23 protein-coding genes are annotated in these 20,812 nt (G+C 62.4%); 9 read left to right on the top strand and 14 right to left on the bottom strand.

Annotated features, from left to right (window positions below; translation table 11 throughout):
* Positions 1-204 precede the first annotated feature (204 nt).
* From ACN50D_RS03165 to ACN50D_RS03145, 5 genes are read right to left on the bottom strand one after another with little or no spacing between them, the layout of a single operon-like run.
* Entirely contained in the window at positions 205-657 is a 453-nt protein-coding gene (locus tag ACN50D_RS03165) for a flavodoxin family protein (protein ID WP_003942217.1), read from the bottom strand.
* A gap of 47 nt (positions 658-704) precedes the next feature.
* Positions 705-1,352, bottom strand: coding sequence for an isochorismatase family protein (locus ACN50D_RS03160; protein WP_007735125.1), 648 nt, complete (start codon positions 1,350-1,352; stop codon positions 705-707).
* A gap of 36 nt (positions 1,353-1,388) precedes the next feature.
* The gene (locus tag ACN50D_RS03155; RefSeq protein ID WP_211920297.1) at positions 1,389-3,053 is read right to left on the bottom strand and encodes a (2,3-dihydroxybenzoyl)adenylate synthase; all 1,665 of its coding nucleotides are present in this window, start codon (positions 3,051-3,053) and stop codon (positions 1,389-1,391) included.
* A 41-nt stretch (positions 3,054-3,094) separates the two neighbouring features.
* Positions 3,095-3,895, bottom strand: a complete 801-nt coding sequence (locus tag ACN50D_RS03150; protein WP_211920299.1) for a 2,3-dihydro-2,3-dihydroxybenzoate dehydrogenase — start codon at positions 3,893-3,895, stop codon at positions 3,095-3,097.
* Positions 3,883-4,113 (bottom strand): phosphopantetheine-binding protein, encoded by a 231-nt coding sequence (locus tag ACN50D_RS03145; protein ID WP_003942230.1) that lies wholly within the window; start codon positions 4,111-4,113, stop codon positions 3,883-3,885. Before ACN50D_RS03145 ends, ACN50D_RS03150 begins: the two co-directional genes overlap by 13 nt.
* A 200-nt stretch (positions 4,114-4,313) precedes the next feature.
* Here ACN50D_RS03145 and ACN50D_RS03140 point away from each other — a divergent pair, with 200 nt between their 5' ends.
* Entirely contained in the window at positions 4,314-5,471 is a 1,158-nt protein-coding gene (locus ACN50D_RS03140) for an isochorismate synthase (RefSeq protein ID WP_211920300.1), read from the top strand.
* A 7-nt stretch (positions 5,472-5,478) separates the two neighbouring features.
* On the opposite strand, the gene ACN50D_RS03135 is transcribed toward ACN50D_RS03140, so the two are convergent.
* Entirely contained in the window at positions 5,479-5,877 is a 399-nt protein-coding gene (locus ACN50D_RS03135; RefSeq protein WP_007735116.1) for a DUF1801 domain-containing protein, read from the bottom strand.
* A gap of 200 nt (positions 5,878-6,077) precedes the next feature.
* Between ACN50D_RS03135 and ACN50D_RS03130 the strand changes: the two genes are divergently transcribed.
* Entirely contained in the window at positions 6,078-7,025 is a 948-nt protein-coding gene (locus ACN50D_RS03130; RefSeq protein ID WP_063316536.1) for a hypothetical protein, read from the top strand.
* Between the two features lie 48 nt (positions 7,026-7,073).
* Entirely contained in the window at positions 7,074-7,730 is a 657-nt protein-coding gene (locus tag ACN50D_RS03125) for a DUF3105 domain-containing protein (protein ID WP_003942235.1), read from the top strand.
* A 34-nt stretch (positions 7,731-7,764) separates the two neighbouring features.
* On the opposite strand, the gene ACN50D_RS03120 is transcribed toward ACN50D_RS03125, so the two are convergent.
* Both ACN50D_RS03120 and dapB read right to left on the bottom strand, forming a co-directional pair.
* A complete protein-coding gene (locus ACN50D_RS03120; RefSeq protein WP_003942246.1) occupies positions 7,765-8,229 on the bottom strand; it encodes a hypothetical protein in 465 nt (154 codons plus the stop codon).
* Positions 8,226-8,981, bottom strand: a complete 756-nt coding sequence (gene dapB / locus ACN50D_RS03115; RefSeq protein WP_007735114.1) for a 4-hydroxy-tetrahydrodipicolinate reductase — start codon at positions 8,979-8,981, stop codon at positions 8,226-8,228. The genes ACN50D_RS03120 and dapB overlap by 4 nt, the downstream gene beginning before the upstream one ends.
* A 111-nt stretch (positions 8,982-9,092) precedes the next feature.
* On the opposite strand from dapB, the gene ACN50D_RS03110 reads away from it, so the two are divergent.
* Both ACN50D_RS03110 and ACN50D_RS03105 read left to right on the top strand, forming a co-directional pair.
* Entirely contained in the window at positions 9,093-11,132 is a 2,040-nt protein-coding gene (locus tag ACN50D_RS03110; RefSeq protein WP_211920302.1) for an ATP-binding cassette domain-containing protein, read from the top strand.
* On the top strand, positions 11,129-11,863 hold the full coding sequence (locus tag ACN50D_RS03105; protein ID WP_042450697.1) for an energy-coupling factor transporter transmembrane component T family protein: 735 nt from the start codon (positions 11,129-11,131) through the stop codon (positions 11,861-11,863). The genes ACN50D_RS03110 and ACN50D_RS03105 overlap by 4 nt, the downstream gene beginning before the upstream one ends.
* On the opposite strand, the gene ACN50D_RS03100 is transcribed toward ACN50D_RS03105, so the two are convergent.
* Positions 11,829-12,485 carry a TetR/AcrR family transcriptional regulator gene (locus ACN50D_RS03100; protein WP_007735111.1) on the bottom strand — a complete coding sequence of 219 codons (657 nt, stop codon included), beginning with the start codon at positions 12,483-12,485 and terminating at the stop codon, positions 11,829-11,831. The genes ACN50D_RS03105 and ACN50D_RS03100 overlap by 35 nt on opposite strands.
* Positions 12,486-12,710: 225 nt before the next feature.
* Here ACN50D_RS03100 and ACN50D_RS03095 point away from each other — a divergent pair, with 225 nt between their 5' ends.
* Together ACN50D_RS03095 and ACN50D_RS03090 are read left to right on the top strand one after the other, a co-directional pair.
* Positions 12,711-13,658: a metal-dependent hydrolase gene (locus ACN50D_RS03095; RefSeq protein ID WP_211920304.1), complete on the top strand. Its 948-nt coding sequence runs from the start codon at positions 12,711-12,713 to the stop codon at positions 13,656-13,658.
* Entirely contained in the window at positions 13,658-14,818 is a 1,161-nt protein-coding gene (locus tag ACN50D_RS03090) for a hypothetical protein (RefSeq protein WP_042450699.1), read from the top strand. Before ACN50D_RS03095 ends, ACN50D_RS03090 begins: the two co-directional genes overlap by 1 nt.
* Positions 14,819-14,863: 45 nt before the next feature.
* On the opposite strand, the gene ACN50D_RS03085 is transcribed toward ACN50D_RS03090, so the two are convergent.
* A complete protein-coding gene (locus tag ACN50D_RS03085; RefSeq protein WP_003942269.1) occupies positions 14,864-15,913 on the bottom strand; it encodes a lipoate--protein ligase family protein in 1,050 nt (349 codons plus the stop codon).
* Positions 15,914-16,189: 276 nt separating this feature from the next.
* On the opposite strand from ACN50D_RS03085, the gene ACN50D_RS03080 reads away from it, so the two are divergent.
* On the top strand, positions 16,190-16,345 hold the full coding sequence (locus tag ACN50D_RS03080; RefSeq protein WP_165638325.1) for a hypothetical protein: 156 nt from the start codon (positions 16,190-16,192) through the stop codon (positions 16,343-16,345).
* Positions 16,346-16,364: 19 nt separating this feature from the next.
* Here the strand turns inward: ACN50D_RS03080 and ACN50D_RS03075 are convergent, their stop codons facing one another.
* The 3 genes from ACN50D_RS03075 to ACN50D_RS03065 all read right to left on the bottom strand — a co-directional run bounded on the left by ACN50D_RS03075 (position 16,365) and on the right by ACN50D_RS03065 (position 18,992).
* The gene (locus ACN50D_RS03075) at positions 16,365-17,180 is read right to left on the bottom strand and encodes a MerR family transcriptional regulator (protein WP_047271490.1); all 816 of its coding nucleotides are present in this window, start codon (positions 17,178-17,180) and stop codon (positions 16,365-16,367) included.
* A 52-nt stretch (positions 17,181-17,232) separates the two neighbouring features.
* Complete coding sequence (locus ACN50D_RS03070; RefSeq protein WP_030535584.1) at positions 17,233-17,739, bottom strand: glyoxalase/bleomycin resistance/dioxygenase family protein; 507 nt, start codon at positions 17,737-17,739, stop codon at positions 17,233-17,235.
* 71 nt (positions 17,740-17,810) lie between these two features.
* Positions 17,811-18,992 (bottom strand): GDSL-type esterase/lipase family protein, encoded by a 1,182-nt coding sequence (locus tag ACN50D_RS03065; protein ID WP_030535585.1) that lies wholly within the window; start codon positions 18,990-18,992, stop codon positions 17,811-17,813.
* Positions 18,993-19,100: 108 nt separating this feature from the next.
* On the opposite strand from ACN50D_RS03065, the gene ACN50D_RS03060 reads away from it, so the two are divergent.
* The gene (locus ACN50D_RS03060; RefSeq protein ID WP_030535586.1) at positions 19,101-19,676 is read left to right on the top strand and encodes a TetR/AcrR family transcriptional regulator; all 576 of its coding nucleotides are present in this window, start codon (positions 19,101-19,103) and stop codon (positions 19,674-19,676) included.
* 174 nt (positions 19,677-19,850) lie between these two features.
* Here the strand turns inward: ACN50D_RS03060 and ACN50D_RS03055 are convergent, their stop codons facing one another.
* The gene (locus ACN50D_RS03055; RefSeq protein WP_007735104.1) at positions 19,851-20,765 is read right to left on the bottom strand and encodes a tyrosine-protein phosphatase; all 915 of its coding nucleotides are present in this window, start codon (positions 20,763-20,765) and stop codon (positions 19,851-19,853) included.
* Between the last annotated feature and the right edge of the window lie 47 nt (positions 20,766-20,812).

The raw sequence follows: 20,812 nt of genomic DNA, 5'->3' as shown, positions 1-20,812 counted from the left end.
GATCCCCTCGTCTGTGGACACACGTCACCCAAGGGTGACCTAACGTCATTTTGGGTAGCCTAAACTAAATGTCAGTGAATCGGGGAATCCGCCTCGCCGGTGACCCGAGAACCGACGGCTCCCGACGCGTTAATCAGAGGACACGCGCTTCTACAACCGCTTGCGGGACAGTCTCTTTCGTGAATCGAAACGAGAAAGTGAAGGCTAGTCCATCAGCGTTGCCGCGACGGTTCCGCCCAGTTCATAACAACCATCGCGGACAGATTTGTCCACGCTCACAGTCACTTCGAGCGGATCCGCCACCGCGACCAATCCGAGCCCGGTGGCGAGTTTGCGCACCGAGGACACTGCACCGGCAGTGTCGTTGTTGCCGTGAACCCACAGGCCGTACGGTCGATCCGAAACCGCGCCGAGGCATTGGTAGTACGTGGTGTCGAAGAAGTATTTCAGCGCGCCCGACATGTAACCGAAATTGGCGGTGGTACCGAAAAGATAGCCGTCAGCAGCGAGCACGTCGGGCACCGTCGCCGCCAACGCCGGCATCACCTTCACCTCGACGCCCTCGATCTCGGGATCGCGAGCCCCGGCCAGGACCGCATCCAACAATTCGTGGGTTGTCGGCGAGGGCGAGTGGTGAACCACCAACAATGTCTTCACACACCTGACAATACGGCGACGGGTGGCGCACCCGTCACCGTTCACGCCTACGCCGAAACCGTTTCCGCGCTCATCGCCTTGACCAGGTCGTCGGTTCGGGTGACCGAGGCGCAGCGCCCGGCCGCGTACTCGAGCGCGCCGACATGCTCGTCCAGGGAGAAGTCGGCTACCGCGTCGCCCACGAAGAAGATCTGCACGTCTTGCATGAACCCGTCCAAAGCGGTAGTCAGGCAACCGATGTGGGCATAGATTCCGGTGATGATCAGCTGGTCACGCCCACTCTCGCGCAGCCGCTCACGCAGATCTGTCTTGATGAAAGCGCTGTAGCGCCATTTTGTGAGCATCACGTCGTCCGGATGCGGAGCCAACTCGGCGATCACGTCGGTGTGAGCGGGATCTGCCTTCAGACCCGGTCCCCAGAAATCCGACAGCAACGCGCGCTCCTCGGGATCCTGATCACCGGGTTGCGCGGTGTAGACGATCGGGATTCCGGCAGCTCGCGCCGACGAACGAAGCCGGTCGATGTTCGGAACCACGGTTTGGAGCGGGTCGACGCTTCGGTCGTACGCGTTCACGAAATATTCCTGCATGTCGTGCAGAAGCAGCACCGCTCGGGAAGGATCGAGAGTCCAGTCGACCCGATTCTGCGGAAACTCGGTGGGCATCTCGTATCGCACTGCTGTGGGTAGCGCCATGATGAATCTCCTCGAAAATGTGGGGGTGGGAACCGATCAACTCGACAGAGTCTGTGCAGCAATCGATTCGCTGAGAACACGGCGCAAGGCCGCCTTGCTGGTCTTTCCGACGCCGGTGACGGGGAACTCGGTCACGAACTCCACTCGATCCGGAACCTTGTACGCCGCAACGCCTCGGCCTCGTATGTATCGCTTGATCTCGCCGACGGTCGGGGCATCTCCGGAAATCACCAGAACGGCGCAGGTTCGCTCGCCCAGGTACTCGTCGGGAACAGCGACGACGGCCGCATCGTGGACAGCAGGATGCGAGAGCAGGTGGTTCTCGATCTCCTCGGCGGCCACCTTCTCGCCGCCGCGGTTGATCTGGTCCTTTGCGCGGCCCTCGACAATCAGGTGTCCCGTATCGGTGACGCTGACCAGATCGCCGGTGCGATAGAAACCTTCGGCGTCGAAGACCTCGGCATTGTGCGCATCCGCCCGGTAATAGCCACGGATCGTATACGGACCCCGAGTCAGTAAGTGCCCCGTGGTTCCGGGCGCGACGAGCGCGCCTTCGTCGTCGACCACACGAACCTCGTCGTCGGGTGAAATGGGCCGGCCCTGAGTGCTGACGATCAATTCTTGCGTGTCGTCGAGGCGGGTGTAGTTGACCAGCCCCTCGGCCATCCCGAACACCTGCTGGAGGGTGCAGCCCAGCTCCGTGGGTACGCGTGCAGCGGCTTCGGCGCTGAACTTCGCTCCGCCGACGCCGAGAACCCGCAAGCTCGACAGATCGTGATCTGCCTTACTGGGGGCGGCCATCCAGGCCAACGCGATCGGTGGAACCAAGGAAGCGTGCGTGACTCGCTCTGATTCGATCAGGCCGAAAGCTGTGGAGGGCATGGTGTCCGGCGCCAGAACCACGGAGCCGCCCGCGTGGAGAACACCCAGGATGCCCGGCGAACTCATCGGAAAATTATGCGCTGCAGGAAGAACCACCAACATGCGCGTCGAGTCGTCGACGCCGCAGATCGGGTTGGACGCTCGCACCGAGTAGAGGTAGTCGGCGTGCGTTCGCGGAATCAGCTTCGGAACACCGGTCGTGCCACCGGAAAGCTGAAGAAAGGCGACCGACAACGGATCGACGTCGGCAAGAACGGGAACCTCGTATCCGCGCAGCGAATCGAAACCGACAAACTCTTCGGGGTCACCGGTCACGATCACAACAGGCGGAGTCTCGAGGCCTTCGTTCACCTCACGCGCCAGCGCGCGGTAGTCGAACCCGCCATGACGGTCGGCGACGATATAGGCAGCGACATCAGCGAACTGGCAGAAGTATCCGATTTCGGTTCGGCGATGCGCCGGCAACCCGAAAACCGGCAGTGCGCCGAGCTTCAGCACACCGAACAATGCTTCGACGTATTCCACGATGTTCGGTAGCTGCAGGAGCACCCGGTCACCGGCGCGAACACCCAAGCCGGACAGGCCTCCGGCCACGGCCGAGCTGCGACGATCGAGGTCGGAATACGTCAGCCGTGTCTGTGTGCCAGAGGCATCGCTGCCGACCACCGCTTCGTTGTCGGGATGCCGTGCGGCCGCGGCCGTGACGAATCCGGCCAGCGTCTCGTCAGTCCAATAGCCTCGTTCCCGATAATGCGTCACCAAATCGGGTGGATACTGTGCGACGGGTGCCAAGGGCTCGCGAGCGATCCTCGAGGTCATGCAAGTGACTCCTGTTCGAAAGTACTGTCAGCAAATACGTCTCACGCTTTGAGCGTCGCTCCACCGTCGACGTACAGCGCCTGCATGGTGATGTGGGCCGCCCGGTCGGACAGCAGGAAGTGCACCGAGTCGGCGATATCGTCTGCGGTGGCCAGTTTTCCGAGCGGAATACCCAGGCGATAGCTCGCCAGATTGCCTTCGATGACCGCGTCGGCACCCGAATCGTCGGAAGGGTCCGACCACAATGACCGCTGCATCGCTGTGTCGGTGGATCCCGGAGCGACCACGTTGACACGAATCCCGTCGGCGGCCAACTCCAGCCCAGCGGTTCGAACCAACATCGTCGCAGCAGCTTTGGACGAACCGTAAGCACCCATCCCGATACGTGGCACACCGGCTGCGTTGGACGAGACCACCACGATCGATCCGGTCCGCTGACGACGCATTTCCAGTCCCACACTTTGCAGCACGTTGAGCAAACCGAAGACGTTGACGCCGAATATCTTCCGCCACTGGTCTGGATCGGAGTCCAGCACCGATCCGGTGTCGAGAATTCCGGCGACGTGCGCGAGCGCGTCGATCCGGCCGAACGTGTCCATCGTCGAGGCCACTGCAGCGTCGACTGCCTGCCGATCGGTCACGTCCACGACGTGACTCTCGATATCGGCGCCTTCGACGATTGTTTCTGCCAATTCCGCAGTTACCCGCTTCAATTCGACGTCGTCGCGATCGAGCAACGCCAGCGAATACCCGTCGCGCGCAAGCGTACGGGCCACTGCGGCGCCGATCCCCGCCGCAGCACCGGTGACCACGGCGATTCGGCGCTCGCTCACTGCGGGCACAGGACCTGAACCCAGGCATTGATCGTGGGCTCTTCTGCCAACTCCGCGAAGTCGGCATCCGCGCCCGCTCCCCGCCACCGTTCGACGAGCGTCATCAAGCGAACCGAGTCAAGGCCTTCGTCACCCAGGTCCGCGTCGTCGCCGAGTTGTTCTGCCCTCATCGACAGAACCTCGGCGACGTCGCGCACGATCTGGTCACGGTCCACGGTGTTGCTCATCGGTCTCCTCGAGTAGTGGTCGACGCGCTCAGATCGAGCCAACCCAACCCTCGTGTCGACCCCGTCCGCACGCCTTGACTTTAGGCCAGCCTAACCATAACGGTACGGAAGTACACAACCCGGGCGCTCGCAACACAAATTCACCCAAACTAAGGCTAGCCTCAACATAACAAGCAATCTGTCGAACTGGAAGGGTGTCCATGTCAGCACTCGCCGAAGTCTCCGAATTCCCGTTGCGCAACAACCGGACTGACGATGAAACGGACTCCGTTTTCCTGCTCTCACGTAGGCAAACGTCGATCCGCACTTCGGGAGTAGTCGAAGAATTCGACTCGGCCTTCGACGCTGCCGAAGCCCTCAAGACCGGGCGCATCGACTCGGTCGTCGGCGCCCTGCCGTTCTCCCCGGAGACGCCGTCCGCCCTCACCGCGCCACTGAGTTTCACACGAGTCCGCGGTGATCTATATCACTCGAACATCCCGTCACTACCCACTTCGCGGGTAGCCGGATTCGAACCCAGCCCGCAGATCCACACCGACAGGGTCCGCGGAGCCATCGAGCGACTTCGAGCAGGCGAACTCGACAAAGTTGTCCTCGCACGCTCCCTGACCATCGAGGCCGAGTCCACGATCTTCCCCGCCGCTCTGGCCGAGAAACTGATTGCACTCGATCACGCGCACAACGGTTTCTGCGTCGACCTGTCCCCCGCCGGAGGAAAGTACCGCGGGCGTTCGCTGGTCGGTTCGACGCCCGAGGTTCTGATCGAAAGGCGAGGCGGCGTCGTCACCTGCCACCCGCTGGCGGGCTCGATTGCACGCCATCCGAATTCGGATCAGGACGAGGCGAATGCCGAGCAACTCCGCGCGTCGACCAAAGATCTGGCCGAACACGCGTTTGTCGTCGACTCCATCAGCGCGATACTCGGACCACTGTGCACGTCCTTCAATGCACCCAGCGCACCGGAAATCCTTCGGACACCGCAACTGTGGCATCTCGGGACCAAGATCGAAGGTGTCCTGATCGACCCGAGCCAGACCTCGCTCGAACTCGCAATGGCGCTGCATCCGACTCCCGCTGTCTGCGGCACACCGACGGTCGCCGCACGCGAGCACATCACCGCAACCGAAGCCGATCGTGGGTTCTATGCCGGTGCCGTGGGCTGGTGCGACCGGACTGGAGACGGCGAGTGGATGGTAGCTATTCGTTGCGCCGAGATCGCAGCAGACGGCCTCTCGGCGCGGGCCTACGCCGGCGGCGGCATCGTCGCTACTTCCGACCCGGATATCGAATTGAGAGAGACCAGTACAAAATTCCGCACGCTACTCAGTGCGTTCGACCTCGCTGAACATCATCTCTGACAGGGCGTCACTTCTTCGAGGTGTTCAGGGCAATCGCGGCGTGAACGAGTGCCTTGAACGCCTTTTCGTCGACGGCTTGGCCCTCGTGGAAATCGATCGCCCGTCGCGTATTGCCCTCGAGGCTGGAGTTGAAGAGTCCTGAAGCGTCGTCGAGTGATGCGCCTTTGGCAAAGGTCACCTTCACTGCGCTCTTGTAAGTCTCACCGGTACAGATCATTCCGGCGTGGTACCACACGGGAACACCTCGCCACTTCCATTCCTCCACCACATCCGGATCCACTTCTTTGATCAGAGTTCGTATCCGGGCGAGCATCTCGCCCCGCCAGTCTCCGAGTTCCTCGATTCGCTTGTCGATCAACCGAGACGGGGAATCTGCGCCTTGCTTGTCGGACTCACTCTTCGCCATCGCTTCGTCACTTCCTGCTCGTCGCCGCCGATCTCCGGTGAGTCGAGTATCCCCTCCTGCACGCGGATTCACTCGGTGAATCACTGACGCATCACGACGTCTCGGCATAGGCGATTTCTTGCAGTTTCTGTCAAAGTGAGACGGACGTCCAGTATTCTCTGGGTACTAAGTCCCGATTCTTCGGCCTGGAGGACTGCATAGTGATCTGGAATCGACCGCTCACCCACTCAGTCGCTTGGGCTGCCGGATCGGTTGTTCTCGCCGCCGCGATTGTCGGCGTTCACACTGTTCCTGCGGCGGCGCAACAGGCCCGCGTCTTCGACGTACTGTGCACACCCACCGATGCAGGCCTTTCCGAGCTGTCCGGACTCACCGTCACCGCGGCCGGGATGTACGCAATCGGCGACAGCGGCTCCGACGATCGGGTCGCCGAACTCGATTCGAACTGCCACGTGCAGCGCTGGATCAGCGTGGGCACCCCTCGTGTCGACGTCGAGGATCTGTCGTCGACTCCCGACGGCCATCTGTGGCTGGCAGACATCGGCGACAACAACGCGGTACGAACGTCGGTCGGGCTGATCGACCTCGATCCGGCTTCAGGTGCGGCGACCTCCTACCCCCTGGTCTATCCCGACGGCGCGCACGACGCCGAGACACTACTGATCCAGAGCGACGGGGTTCCCGTCATCGTCACCAAGGACTACCTAGGTGCAAGCGTGGTCTACACAACCGCTGAGCGACAGCAGGTTCAGGATCTGAGTACGGGCTCGCCGACCATGTTGGCCAAAGTAGGTCAGCTCAGATTTACTCCCACCCTCACACCCGGTGGGCCCGTCCCCCACGCCGGCACGATGGCTGTCACCGGCGGCGCCGTGAGCAAGGACGGCACGGTGGTAGCGCTCCGCACGTATACCGACGCTTACCTGTACGCAGCTCCCGACGGCGATATCGTGAAAGCGTTGAACACCAACCCGATTCGCGTCCCCCTTCCCGACGAGCCACAAGGTGAGGCGATCGCGTTCGACGCTGCCGGTGATCTGATCAGTGGCTCCGAGGCATACCGAGGGCCATTACCACCAATCCGAATTCTTCGCGGCGCCAGCGACATCGCACTGTCGGGCGGAGCGAGCGGCTCTCTCGGGTCGTAGTCGATTCGCGTCCCCGGGAAAGCGGACAGCCGCCGCTATCATGGCCGAGTGAACAAACAACTTCGAGCGACAGTGGTGGTCTCGGCAGTTCTCGCACTGGCTTCGTGTGCGAATTCCCTCGAAGGATCACCGCGCCCGGATGCGTTTGTTCCGAGCATCGACAACCCGGATCCGTCCGAAGCCATCGACGGAGTTGTCACGGTCGACTACCCAGCAGCCCAACACGTACGCCCGAACGAACGCGTGGCGTACACATATTCACCGCCCTTCGGCGGCCGTCATGACTCGGTCTGGGCAAACTGCACCGGAGTTGTTTATCCACAAGCGATTCGGACCGAGAATGCGGTCCATTCTCTCGAGCACGGGGCCGTGTGGATCACGTACAACCCCGACCTCGTCTCGAGCGAGGATCAGGCTCGCTTGGCACAGCGAGTCGAGGGCATGAGCTACACGTTGATGTCGCCGTATCCGACCCTGGATTCGCCGATCTCGCTGCAGTCGTGGGGCCGTCAACTCAAGCTCGACAACGCCGCGGACGCGCGCATCGATCAGTTCGTCTCGGCTCTGCGCGTCAACCCGAACACGTATCCCGAAGTGGGCGCGACCTGTTCGGTGCCGGTGACGAGCTTCGACCCGAACAACCCGCCGCCATTCGACCCCACCACTCCGGATCCGTCATCTCCCACAACCGTTCCGGAGCGGTAGCGTCTCAGCAGGCCCCGCTTCGCGGCGTAGACACCTACTTGCCTCGTGAACGGCGTTCCAGTTCGACTGCCCGTCGCATGGTTTCCCGAGCCCGGCTTCGGTCACCGGCATAGTCGTAGGCGCGAGCAAGTCGGAAGTTCTGCTTCCAGTTATCCGGGTCTGCTTCCCAGTCGACCTTGATCTGGGCGAACAACTCGTCGGCAGCCGCTCGCTCGATCCGGCCCGAAGGCAATTTCGGAAGCGCAGACGCGTCGACAGCGAGGCCCTCGTCGTGAATCTGCTGCGCGAGGCGCTGGTGCGTGAAGCCGGCACGGAGCGTGGCGATGACGAGCCACAGCCCCAGGAACGGCAGGATCAGCACGCCGATCCCGAGACCGATCGCGGCGCCGCCACCGTCCTGGATGAGCTGGATTCCGCGCTGACCGAGCAGCACGAAGTACACCGCGAGCGCGATGCAAATCGCGACGATCAGTGCGACGGTGCGGGTGGTCTTGTTCATAGATCGAGAAAGGAATCGATACCGACCGTCAGACCCGGACGCGAGCCGATCTGGCGGACACCGAGCAGAACGCCCGGCGCGAACGAATTCCGGTCGATCGAGTCGTGGCGAATGGTCAGCGTCTCGCCCTGAGTTCCGAGAATCACTTCCTGATGCGCGACCAGTCCGGCCATCCGCACGGAGTGAACCCGGACGCCGTCGACGTCGGCTCCACGCGCACCCTCGAGCTCGGTCGTGGTGGCGTCAGGGCTGCGTCCGACGCCTGCTTCCGCGCGAGCCTCGGCGATCATGGCGGCCGTTCGGTATGCGGTGCCCGAGGGAGCATCTGCCTTGTTGGGGTGATGGAGTTCGATGACCTCGACGGAATCGAAGAAGCGCGCCGCGGCAGCCGAGAAGCGCATCAACAGCACAGCACCGATGGCGAAGTTCGGGGCGATCAGAACACCCGTTGCCGGCTGGGCGTCGAGCCAGGACTGAACAGTCGCAAGCCTGGACTCGTCGAAACCGGTGGTGCCGATCACTGCATGAATTCCGTTGGCCACGAGGAATTCCAGATTTCCCATGACGACGTCGGGGTGCGTGAAATCGACCACTACCTGAGTGCGGGTGTCGACAAACGTCTCGATGCGATCACCGGTGTCGACCTGAGCGACGAGTTCCAGATCGGGAGCAGCTTCCACTGCCTCGCAGATCGCTCGACCGACCTTGCCCTTGGCTCCCAGAACCCCGACCCTGATGGGTGCTGCACTCACGTCTTCCACGCTCCGTCCGATGCATTGTTTGAGGTGAAGCCTACGCAATCACCCCGATGCGCTCACCATCAGTCGGGCGGGAGTTATGTCACCACTGGCACACTGGACGTAGTGAGCAACCGTCCGCAAGTCCGCGAAACCGGCAACCTTCGACCACTCGAGTTGGCAACGGGTGCCGTCATGGCCGGATTCACGGTCGCGTTGTCCGTCATTGCCACGGTCATCCCCATGGCCAGCGCCCTCAACCTCGTGGCCGCCGTTCCGATGGGAATTGTTGCCCAGCGCTTCCGAGTCCGCGCCGTGACGACGGCCGGTATCTCGGCCACGGCAGTCGCCTTTGTCGCGGCGGGTTCGGGATCTGCGGCGGCGGTCGCATTGAGCGCTCTCCTCGGCGGAATCATCGGTACGGTCAAGCGGCGCGGTCTCGGCTTCGTCTCCGCATTGCTGTCGTCATTGGTCATCGGGCCCGCGCTGGCGTTGTTCTCCATAGTCCTGTTGCTTGTTCTCGCTCCGCTGCGCACCTTGTTGTTGACCTCGCTCGAGAACACCGCGTTGGGCGTGGCCGAGATCTTGAAGCGTGCCCCCACACTGGTCGGCGCAGCCGAATGGATCGAGAACAGCATCGGCTCGATCATCGACTACTGGTGGTTGTGGATCGGCGTGTCCATCATCTCCGGAATCGTCCTCAGTACCGTCGTCTCCTATTTCGTCCTCGGCGCCGTCCTCGACCGATTGGCTGCACTCCCTTCGGCCGACCCGCTCCAGACAGCACCCGACGACCGTCCGATCGATCCTCTGCCGGTCACTTTCGATCACGTGGGCTTCACCTATCCGGGTGCAACGACACCGGCCCTCGTCGACGTCAACTTCACCGTGCGACGAGGAGAGTTCGTCACCGTCGTCGGCCACAACGGCTCGGGCAAGTCCACACTCACCCGGTTGCTCGCCGGTCGCGCGCCGACTGTCGGGACGCTGACGAGACCCGGGTCCGCCGGTCTCGGCCGACACGGCGGAACCGCCGTCGTCCTCCAACGACCCGAAAGCCAGATCCTCGGAACCCGCGTCGCGGACGACGTCGTCTGGGGGCTCCCCCCCGAGTCGCATCCCGACGTCGATGCACTGCTGGCCGAGGTGGGACTCGCGGGCATGGGTATGCGTGAGACCTCCGGGCTGTCCGGTGGCGAGATGCAACGTCTGGCTGTTGCAGCCGCGCTGGCGCGGCGCCCCGCTCTGCTGATCGCGGACGAAGCCACCGCGATGGTCGATCAGGCCGGCCGGGAGGAATTGGTCTCGCTCCTTGCCGAACTTCCGCGACGCCACCCGATGGCCGTGGTACTGGTCACCCATCACCACGCCGACACCCGCAACGCAGATCGGGTGATTCAACTACAACGCGGACGGCAGATCGATCACCAACCCGGTTGGATGACGTCGACGTTCGGGGGTCCGCCGTCTGCGCCGTGGCCGGTCAGCACTCGAGCTGTCCTCCAACTCACCGATGTCACCCACACGTACAACGACCGGACTCCGTGGTCGCGGCGCGCACTGTCGGACGTAAATCTCACAATCGGCGACGGCGACGGGCTGCTGGTTCTGGGCGGCAACGGTTCCGGTAAATCGACTCTGGCCTGGATCATGGCGGGCTTGATCGCACCGAGCAAGGGAACCGCAGTCTTCGACGGCAAACCCGTCTCACGCCAACTCGGCACCGTCGGTCTCACGTTCCAGCATTCGCGACTGCAGCTGCAACGCCGAACCGTCGCCGAAGACATCGAGGCCGCCGGAGGTCCGGAGATCGGATCGGTGCAAGTCTCGTGGGCGCTCGACGCCGTCGGACTCGACCGTCACATCGCCGGCCGCAGCATCGACGAGTTGAGCGGCGGACAGATGCGACGCGTCGTCCTGGCCGGTCTCCTCGTGCGCCAACCGCGGGTACTCATCCTCGACGAACCGTTGGCCGGTCTCGATCCACCCGGTCGACACGAAATCCTGAACGTACTCAGGTGGATTCGTCGGAACGGAACCGCAGTAGTCGTCATCTCCCACGATGTCGACGACATGGACGCCGTGTGCAGCAGAACAATTCGACTGTCGGAGGGTCGCATCCTCGACCCTGCCGCCAGCAGCGCCTTGGAAGGATCGACGACGTGACAACACTTCTGCGCGAAGTCCCGACTTCATCGCCGATACACCGATTGTGGGCCGGAACGAAGATCGTTGCCGTCGTTCTCGTCAGCATCGTGGTCGTGACCGCTCCGTCCTGGCCGGCGATCGGCGTCGTACTCGGATTGTTGTTGCTGACCGCGGTGATCGGACGCATCCCCCCGACTGCAGTTCCGCGACCTCCGTGGTGGTTGTGGGCGCTGATCCTGCTCGGCGCGTTGATCAATCTTCCGATCGGCCTCGACGCAGTCTTCATCTACCTGCAAGCTGTGACGTTCGGTCTTGTATTGCTCTGCGTCTCACTGATGTTGGCATGGACCACGTCGATGAGCGATGTGGCGCCGGCACTGGCAACGCTCGGTAGACCGCTGCGATTCCTCAAGATCCCGGTCGACGAGTGGGCGATCGCGACGGCCCTCTGCATTCGTTCACTTCCGCTCTTGATCGACGAGATGCTCACCCTGGTGGCGGCGCGACGACTACGCCCGAAAGCTGTGGTGAACAGCGCTGCCGACAATTCGATAGTCGATCTGATCACCACGACCATGTCGGTGGCAATTCGGCGCTCTGCCGAGATGGGTGAAGCGATCTCCGCTCGCGGGGGCACCGGTTTGATCGCGGCGTACCCCAAGCGCCCTCAGCTCGCCGACCTGTTCGCGCTGATCGTCGTCATCGCCGCGTGCGTCAGCGCGGTTGTTTTGACTCTGGTTCTGCGCTGATCGGATCACCGCTGACAGAATTTCCCTGGGCGATGATCGCAGAACCCATCCAGCGCCGTAGGTATCGCCGCAGTTCCTCGTCGCTCCGCTTCGGGTCGCCGGGCGCGAGGAAAAACGACTGCATCGTCCGCAGGACGTATTCGACCAGTTCCTGAAGTGATGCGTCGTCGTATCCGAAACGCACCCAGTCCACGTCGAAGCGGGTGATCATCGCCATTCCGAAGGCCTGCGCCTCCTGAGAGGTCAGACCTTCGGGATGAAGACTCGAATTCGTGCTGGTGAGCAGAATGCCGAGATGCGGCGTTCGGTGGACCTGGGTCAGGGTGTAGACGACACCCTCGGTCATCGCCTCGACGGGATCTTCGATGCCGCTCACGTGTGTGGTGAGCCGATCGAGGTAGCCGTCGACCGACGCGATTGCAGCTGCCCGCATCAGAGCGTCAGCGCTGGGGAAGTATCGATACACGGTCTGCCGGATCACGCCCAGTGACTCGGCGACGTCGCCGATGCTGATTTCCGAACTCGTCCGTCCGATCAACTCGACCGCGGCCTCGACAATGCGACGAGACGCATCTTCGTCACTGTCCGGTGGATTGCCGCCCCACCCACGCCTTCGTGCCACTGCCCACTTCCTCGCTCGAACGAGGCTCGAACCATGTCTTTGCGCTCGAAGTCCAAGAGCCACAGGCTAACACAGGCAGGTTTTGCATCTGCGCCCCTCGAATTCACTCCCCTCGCCGAAAGTGAACATACAACTGCACACCAATATGTATGATTACCGCCACACGTGGCTTCGAGTGCCAGAGCGGCCACCTGACCAGCCCCTCCGAAAGACGAGGTTCGACAAGTGACCAACCTTCAACCCCGAAAAATGGACTTCGGATTCGAGGATCAGGACGTTCCCTTCCTGTGGAACCCGGAGAATCCGGCCTGGTCGAGCATGTCCAACGCGGTCTCGTTCCTGGCCATCGGTTTCGAGAAGATGATCGTGAAGATGATCATGCAGACCAAGTCGCGGATCAGCGATCCTGAAGTGGCCGAGGAAGCCGTGGCGTTCATGCGTCAGGAAGGCCATCACTCGACCGCGCACCGCCAGCATGTGAAGGCTCTGATCAGGCGCTACCCCGGACTACAGAACACGCTCGACGCTGTGATCGGTGAATTCGATCTACTGACCGAGGCGACCTCGCTGAACTACCGGCTTGCATACACCGCGGACCTGGAGGCGACCTTCACTCCGGTGTTCAAGCTGATGCTCGACAACGAGGCGACCTTGTTCCGCCCGGGAGACGACCGCGTCGCGTCGCTGTTCATCTGGCACTTCGTCGAGGAGGTCGAGCATCGCAGCTCGGCTCTGATCATCTTCAATTCCGTTGTCGGAAGCGAGCTTTACCGGATGCGGATGGCACCGTCGATCTTCGCGCACGTGATGAAGGTGATTCGTATCGCCTGCGCAGGCTTCAACCAGCACGTTCCGCTCTCCGAGCGGCAAGTCGACTCACTGTCGATGTTCGCCACCCACCGCACCAAGCAGAAGATTCTGACGTCGTTCGCTCCGTATCTGACCAAGGGCACGATGCCTCGCGCCTTCGATCACCTTCAACTCGGAGCACAACTCGTTGCACTCGGCGGTGTCTTCCGCAGCCAGATGCCCAATCACAACCCGGACCACGAGAAACTCCCCGCACTCGCCGACCAGTGGTTCAAGCGTTACGACGACGGCTACGACTGCACACGCTGGTACACCGCCGAATCTCAGGCACAAGCCGAGTCGATCACGTCAGGGGCCAACTGATGGCAGAACACTGCTCCCCCACGTTTTCCCAGCTCGCAACAGAACTCGGTTTCTCCTGTCAGGAAGCAGGTGGACTCGTCGAGTTCCGTAACCCGGCGGCGCTGGAGAACTGGACCCTGCCCGTCCTCGAATGGACCATCATCGTCGGCTCGGTGCTCGCACTGGTCCTGGCGATCGTGCGGTTGCGCCGCAACGGCGACCCCACCAATCTGGTTCTCTGGTTCGGCGCCACCGCCTACCTGTTCATCATCGAGCCTCCGCTGTACTTCCCGGCGGCGTTCGGCATCGAAGAACAAGTGGACACGATGTTCGCGCACAACGTGTTCACCGTCGACTTCATGTGGGGTCGACTGCCGCTGTACATCGTTGCCATCTATCCACTGATGGCGACGTTGGCCTTCGAAATAGTCAGAATGCTCGGCGTTTTCCGCAGATACGGTCCACTACTGGGCGCTGTCTGCGTCGGCTTCGTCCACCATGCGTTCTACGAAATCTTCGACCACCTGGGGCCCCAGTTGCGGTGGTGGGAGTGGTCGACGTCGAACCCGATCAACCAACCCATGTTCGACGCGGTTCCACTTCCCAGCGTGGTCGTCTTCGCCGCGCTGTGGCCGATGTCGTTGGCATTCTGCGTCCAGTACTTCGTCGGACGGCACGTCGATGCCGGCAAGCACTTCTCCGGACTTCAATTGGTATGGCGCACCATCGTGATCGGCCTGCTGGCCTCGCTGGGTACGTTCATTCTCCCGCTCCCGGCGACGGTCTTCGGTATAGGAAGCGACACTGTCCGCGGGTTCCTCTACGCCGCTGAACTTGCAGTCCTCACAGTGGTCGCGATCGTGGTTCTCGTCCGCCAATGGACGCACCTGCGCTCGGCAGAATCGAACACTCCTGCACACACCAACAGGTTCGTGCAGATCTACAGCGTGGTGTACCTGGTTGTCATGGCCGTCCTGTGGGCGAGTGCGCTTCCCGACTTCTTCGACGCGGTCGACGGTTCCACCAGCGCTGGAGATCCCATCGGGAACCTCTGGTACACAGTGGCGTGCTTCGTCATCGCAATCCTGTGCGTGAGCGCAACTTTCACCATTCCGAAGCGGAACTCCGGGACGGCCGACGCCGAGCTCCTCGGGGCAAACTCAGCGACTCCGGCTACCTAGGCGACCGGGACGAGACCGCTCGGGTCTCGTCCCGGTTTCTCGGTTTCACGGGACGCGGTGAGTCCACTCTTCGGTTCTGAACTTCGTGTCCACCAGCTTGCGCGCCTGCTCCAACTCCGAGTCCGTGTAATCGCTGTCGTGGGTGTCGTATTGACCTCGAAAGTGCTGCGCAAACGACTCCAGGATTGCTGCACGCGTCATTCCGGTCTGCGAACGCAGCGGATCGACGCGCTTGGCCGCACTCTTGGTTCCCTTGTCCGACATCTTCTCTCGTCCGATTCGCAACACCTGCGTCATCTTCTCAGCGTCGATGTCGTAGGCCATGGTCACGTGATGGAGCACAGTGCCGGACGCGAATCGCTTCTGAGCGGCGCCGGCGATCTTGCCCTTGTCCGAGGCGATATCGTTGAGCGGCACATACCGAGCGTTGATACCGACCTCGGCAAGCGCTCCCATGACCCACTGATCGAGAAACGCGTAGGACTGCTCGAAACTCAAACCCTCGACCAATGACGCCGGTACTGCCAACGAGTACGTGATGCAGTTGCCCGGTTCCATGAACATCGCGCCGCCACCGGAGATTCGGCGCACCACCCCGATGCCGTACCGCGCAGCCGCCTCGGAGTCGACCTCGTTACGCACGGACTGGAACGATCCGATCACGACCAAGGGCGAGTCCCAGTCCCAGAAACGCAATGTCGGCGGACGCTCACCCGATGCGACCTCACGCGCGATGACCTCGTCCAGCGCGACGTGCATCGCGGGATCGAGAACCACCGGCGGGATGAGGTCGAAGGTGTGATCCGCCCAGCTCGTGGCGTGGCCGAGTGCGCGCCGGATCGCGATGCCGACCGACTGCGGCGTGAAGCCGATCATCGAGACGGACTCGTCGAGCGCAGTGGAGATGGCATGCGCCAACTGTTCTGCATCCGAGTCGGCGGGCATTCCGCGCAACGCCGCGTTGATGTCGTCGAGCGCGCTGTCGGGCTCGAGGAAGAAGTCCCCCGAGACTGCGACTTCGGACAGCCGACCGTCCGCCACCTCGACGTCGACCGCGACCAGTTTTCCACCAGGAACCTTGTACTCTCCACGCATCCGTCCAGCCTATCCCTGCGGGATTCTCTGCGGTGAGCGCCGTCGAAGATCACACCCCGCGCGCAGTGCGCATCTGTTCGGAAGGCAGGGCGATCAAGTAACCACACCTGTAAGTCGCTGCGGGGCTGCACAATCGCGCGGACGGGACCGCACGTGTCGACCCCTGGCAATTTGGCCGAGCAACGGCCCTGCTTCTGCCGACAGGCGAGATGATCTCTGTGGTGGGAGGATTGCCGCAACGAGCCAACTCCCTGGCGAGCCACAACGGAGGTAGACATGAAGGTCCCGGCGTTCCACTCGACGGTTCCTTCGGATCTCGACGTCTATCACGACAACGAAAGCTGCATTTTGGCCGCGCGCATCGCAGTGTCCCATCGTGCCCACGGAGTCGACGGCCGACCGTGGTGCACTGCGTGTGCGTCTTTGGACTGACGAGCGACCACCAGCTCACTCACACCCACGTCGCCGATTCGGGGGCAACCCCGTTGGCCCGAGCATTCGCATCGATGACAGCGCGGAGCCACACTGTCAGACCGGTCTCGACCTGCTCGTAGAACGCGGTGAATCCCGGATCGGCCACGTACATCCGTCCCAGACACACCTGCATCGAATGTGTGCAGTCGAAGTAAACCCCGATCGACGCTCGGTGCCGTTCTGCCAGCAAATTCGCCTCGCCGCTTCCCGGTTCGACACCGGATCGGCAGGCCAGCGCCAGATCTTCGTTGAGCGTCTCGACGCAGTCGGCGATCTTCTGCCAATCCTCAGCGGTCCTACCCGCCGACCGTTCCGCGTGCTGCGCCCACTGCGCACTGTCACCCCAACGCTCGTGCGCCTCAGGTCCCCATGACGGCTGCCAGTGTCGGCCGAAGATCGAGACCTGCTCGTGTGCCGGCAACAGCACACCCGACTTCCTGGCATCGATGATGCGATCCAAGGACTCGCCCAGTTCCTCCAAGTCGGCTATCCGTTGCCGCAACTCGGCGCGCTGCCCACGCAGCGTCTCGTCCACGTGGGCTGCGGGCGCATCGAGCAATATCCCGATCTCGTCGAGCGACAAACCCACGTCACGGTAGACAAGCACCCGGCCGATGCGACCGAGGTCCGCGTCGGTGTACAGCCGGTAGCCCCCGTCACTGCGCCCGGACGGACGCACCAAACCGATTGCGTCCCAATGATGGAGGGTACGTACGGTTATGCCTAGTCGTGATGCGGCAGCACCGACAGTGAGAGCACTGTCTGCCTCGTCTCCGAAGAGTTGGTCCGTCACGTGATCCAGTCTGACAGACGCGGTTCGGGAGGCCACAGCGTCAGACCTCGGTTCAGTCGTCGGGTCCGTCAATTCCCATGCCTCGCAGATGCTCGGCCTCGGCACTGTTCGGGTCGTACGGACGAGCGGCCGTCATGATCACGCGCGCGTTCTCCGGTGTCACAATCTCCAACTCCAGTGAATTCCACGGCTTCAGATGTGGACCGCTGGTGCATCCGGGCCGCAATTCCTCACACGCCTGTGCTATCTGGTCCATCTGACTCAGCACACACGCAAAGCTCACACTGACGGACGGTGGTGAATCTGCACATTCGCCGGGCACGAGCAGAACGTCTTGAAATGCCCAGCGTCGCAGGTGCGTCAGTCGATCCGGTACCGAAAAGAGGTCGAAGAAACCGAGCCCACGGATCCAGAAGTCGGCAGATTCGGCCAGATCCGATGTCGGAACCGACACGAACATGGGCATTCCGTAGAGACCTCGGAACTGTTCCGGAGGCACGGCGTCTGTAGCGGGGACAGGGACGGGGCTGATGTCGAATGCCGGGTAAGTATCGGTCATGAAGCCATCGTGAGCCCTCACGCTACGTCAGGGTCAAATCGTGTGAAATCCGATCGAACCAGATTGCGCGATCACACCGTGCGTGCGAATGCGCCGTCGTCTGCGAATACCCGTTGGGCAAAGCGTTCGCCGATGAGACGGTGCGTCGCAGCGTCCGGATGGAGCTGATCGGGAAGCGGCAACTCTTCGTTCTCGGCCGCACCATAGAGATCGCACCCGTCGACGTAATGCAGATTGGGATCATCCGCCGATCGCTGGGTTACGATGCGCGCCAACTCTTCCCGAATAGAGCGCAGCGTCAGCTTTCCGGCTGCGCGCTCGGCGGGATCGCCGGTAGCAACGAATCGCATTTCGCCTCTGGCAAGCGCGTCGAAATCGAATGCACCAGGTCCAGGCGTGTCTTCGTGAATCGGGCAATAGACAGGCGAGACGACCAGCAGTGGAGCCACTGGATGACCGTCGCGGACCGTGTCGAGGAAGCCGTGCATTGCCGACGTGAAGGCCCGCAGGCGCATCACGTCGGAGTTGACCAGATTGATGCCCATCTTGATGCTGATGAGGTCGGCAGGAGTGTCTCGCATAGCGCGGGCGACGTACTGGTCCAGCAGAGCGCTGCCGCTGAACCCGAGGTTGATCAGATCCACGCCGCCGAGGGAGGCTGCGAGAGCAGGCCAAGTGCGGGAGGGACTTTCAGCGCCGGAGCCTTGACTGATCGAGCTTCCGTGATGGAGCCACACATCACGCTTCGTGCCGACTGCGAGTTCGAGCGGGGCGTCGGTTCGCAATGCGACAAGTTCGGTGGTTTCGTTGTGCGGCAACCAGATCTCGACGGTCTTGGATCGCGCGGGCAAGTCCGCGAAGCGGATGGTGCTGACGGGTCCGGATTGTCTCTGAGCGGTACCGGTCGCCATGTCGATCGTCACCGTGTTGCCACCCTCAGCGATTGCGTGCCCGGTTGGTTCGCCGTCGACGATCAGGTCGTACACCCCTTGCGGCCTCGGCGGAGCACCGATGTAGATCATTTTCGTGGGCAGAGTGTCGAGTTCGATGGCCGTAGCGCTGGTTCGGAACACCAGCCGCACTCCGGACGGTTGTGATTGCGCCATTGCCATCTGCCCGTCAGCGAATTGCGTGCGAGCTCTGGCAGGCAGACGGTGTGTCAGCACACCGCGTTCGGTCCGCTCGAGCTCGAGGGCTCCGCGCACGATGTCCTCGGAAATTACGGTAGTAATCCAGCTGCTCTGGCTGTTCATCTCATTCACCTGTAGATAAGTTGCGAAGGTTTTAACTACAGCACACAGTAATTTGCCTATACTATTTAGGCAAGCGGTTTCACTTCTCGACGAACAGGACCAACGGACATGCCTCGCGCAGGACTGACACCCGAACGCCTCGCCGTGGCGGGCGCCGAATTGGCCGACGAGGTGGGCTTCGAGCAGGTGACCGTATCGGCGGTCGCCAGAGCGTTCGACGTCAAGGTCGCAAGCCTGTACTCGCACGTGAAAAGTTCGAACGACCTCAAAACCAGAATCGCGCTGCTTGCCTTGGAAGAGATGGCCGACCAGGCTGCCGACGCCGTGGCCGGTCGGTCCGGCCGCGACGCCTTGACCGCCTTCGCGAACGTGTACCGCAACTACGCGAGGTCACACCCTGGTCGGTACGCCGCGTCACAGATGCGCCTCACCCCGGAGGCCGCGGCCGCGAGCGCGGGTTTCAGACACTCGCAGATGATGCGATCGATTCTGCGCGGGTACAACCTCACCGATCTCGATCAGACCCACGCAGTTCGGTTGCTCGGCAGCGTTTTTCATGGGTACGCCAGCCTCGAGCTGGGTGGATCGTTCAGCCACAGTGCACCGGACAGCGCCGAAAGCTGGGCAAGAATCCTCGAGGCTCTCGATTCGATGCTGACCAATTGGCCAGCGTCGAGTCCATGACCAGTCGTGATTCTTGCGCGCCAAGTTCTTGCGCCACTTGGTGATCGCACACGGCCAAGAAACCTCGGGCCCACCCCAGGAGCGGCGCCACACAATCGCGCGCTCCCGCAACCACAGGTCGCACTGGGACAGAAGAAGGTCCGAGTAGGCAAGAAGCCGGGCGTGGAGCTCCGCTTAGAGGAGAAGCTTGGCGCGCAGAGAGTCGACAGTGCCCTGGTCGACGCCGAGGCCCTCCCGTACGTAAGTATCCATACCGCCGTAGAGCCGGTCCACCTGTGCATACGCCGCATCGAGCCACGACAGGTCCACCGCGTCGTCCCGGCCCAGGTACGTGTTCGACGCCATGAAATCGGCACTGATGAACTCACGCGGGACACCCAGAATGGTCAGCAGGATCGCGGTACCCCAACCGGTGCGGTCCTTCCCTGCACTGCAGTGGTAGACGGTTGCGCCGTCGGAGTTGTTCGCGATCGCAGTCAGCAGGTCACGGAAGGCGACATCGGAACCACGGTAGTTGACCATGAACGGGTAGCCGATGCTCTGGCCGATGTTCGAGGTTCCCTTGACTGCGCCGTCGATCAACGCGCGACCGAGGGTCAGGGGAACGAACTCGTGGAACGCGATGCCGTGTTCGATACTGACGACGTCGGCGACCTGGTAGGTGACCCCGGCGGGGATCCGATCGGGATCCTCCGCACGTTCGGAGGCGTTGCGCAGGTCGACGTCGAGGGTCAGGTTCGCGGCGGTGAGTTTTGCCAGATCAGTCTCATTGAGCGAGCTGAGCTTGTTGGAACGGAACACCAGGCCTGTCCGGACGGTCCTGCCGTCGGTAGTCCGATACCCGCCGATATCGCGGAAGTTCCGCGCCTCGTCGAGCCTGATCTCGGCCGCGGACGGCGGTGGGATCTCCGGCAGCGGCGGTTGCTCCCCGGACGATCCGAACTGACTCGAACCCAATTGCAGGTCGCCGCTCGAAGCGGAGGCGAGTGTGGGGCCTGTCAGGGCCGCACCCATGGCGACCAGCGCAGCGAGGGCGATTCCGAAAGGGCGCGCCCCTCGGCGGCGCGTGTAGACAGTTGTCACCTTCATCCTCTCATTCGCTGTGCGGGATACCCCGCGCCCCGCAAACTCCCGTG

This window comes from Rhodococcus sp. SB1D (assembly GCF_048573875.1).
Classification (GTDB): domain Bacteria; phylum Actinomycetota; class Actinomycetes; order Mycobacteriales; family Mycobacteriaceae; genus Rhodococcus_F; species Rhodococcus_F qingshengii.
This window is presented reverse-complemented; position numbering and strand designations above follow the sequence as displayed.

Coding starts and splice junctions, on each gene's coding strand:
- ACN50D_RS03145 (WP_003942230.1), bottom strand. CDS start 4,113: ATGAGCAACACCGTGGACCGTGACCAGATCGTGCGCGACGTCGCCGAG.
- ACN50D_RS03060 (WP_030535586.1), top strand. CDS start 19,101: ATGCCTCGCGCAGGACTGACACCCGAACGCCTCGCCGTGGCGGGCGCC.
- ACN50D_RS03155 (WP_211920297.1), bottom strand. CDS start 3,053: ATGACCTCGAGGATCGCTCGCGAGCCCTTGGCACCCGTCGCACAGTAT.
- ACN50D_RS03070 (WP_030535584.1), bottom strand. CDS start 17,739: ATGACCGATACTTACCCGGCATTCGACATCAGCCCCGTCCCTGTCCCC.
- ACN50D_RS03135 (WP_007735116.1), bottom strand. CDS start 5,877: ATGGCGAAGAGTGAGTCCGACAAGCAAGGCGCAGATTCCCCGTCTCGG.
- ACN50D_RS03055 (WP_007735104.1), bottom strand. CDS start 20,765: ATGAAGGTGACAACTGTCTACACGCGCCGCCGAGGGGCGCGCCCTTTC.
- ACN50D_RS03140 (WP_211920300.1), top strand. CDS start 4,314: ATGTCAGCACTCGCCGAAGTCTCCGAATTCCCGTTGCGCAACAACCGG.
- ACN50D_RS03080 (WP_165638325.1), top strand. CDS start 16,190: ATGAAGGTCCCGGCGTTCCACTCGACGGTTCCTTCGGATCTCGACGTC.
- ACN50D_RS03065 (WP_030535585.1), bottom strand. CDS start 18,992: ATGAACAGCCAGAGCAGCTGGATTACTACCGTAATTTCCGAGGACATC.
- ACN50D_RS03160 (WP_007735125.1), bottom strand. CDS start 1,352: ATGGCGCTACCCACAGCAGTGCGATACGAGATGCCCACCGAGTTTCCG.
- ACN50D_RS03090 (WP_042450699.1), top strand. CDS start 13,658: ATGGCAGAACACTGCTCCCCCACGTTTTCCCAGCTCGCAACAGAACTC.
- ACN50D_RS03120 (WP_003942246.1), bottom strand. CDS start 8,229: ATGAACAAGACCACCCGCACCGTCGCACTGATCGTCGCGATTTGCATC.
- ACN50D_RS03085 (WP_003942269.1), bottom strand. CDS start 15,913: ATGCGTGGAGAGTACAAGGTTCCTGGTGGAAAACTGGTCGCGGTCGAC.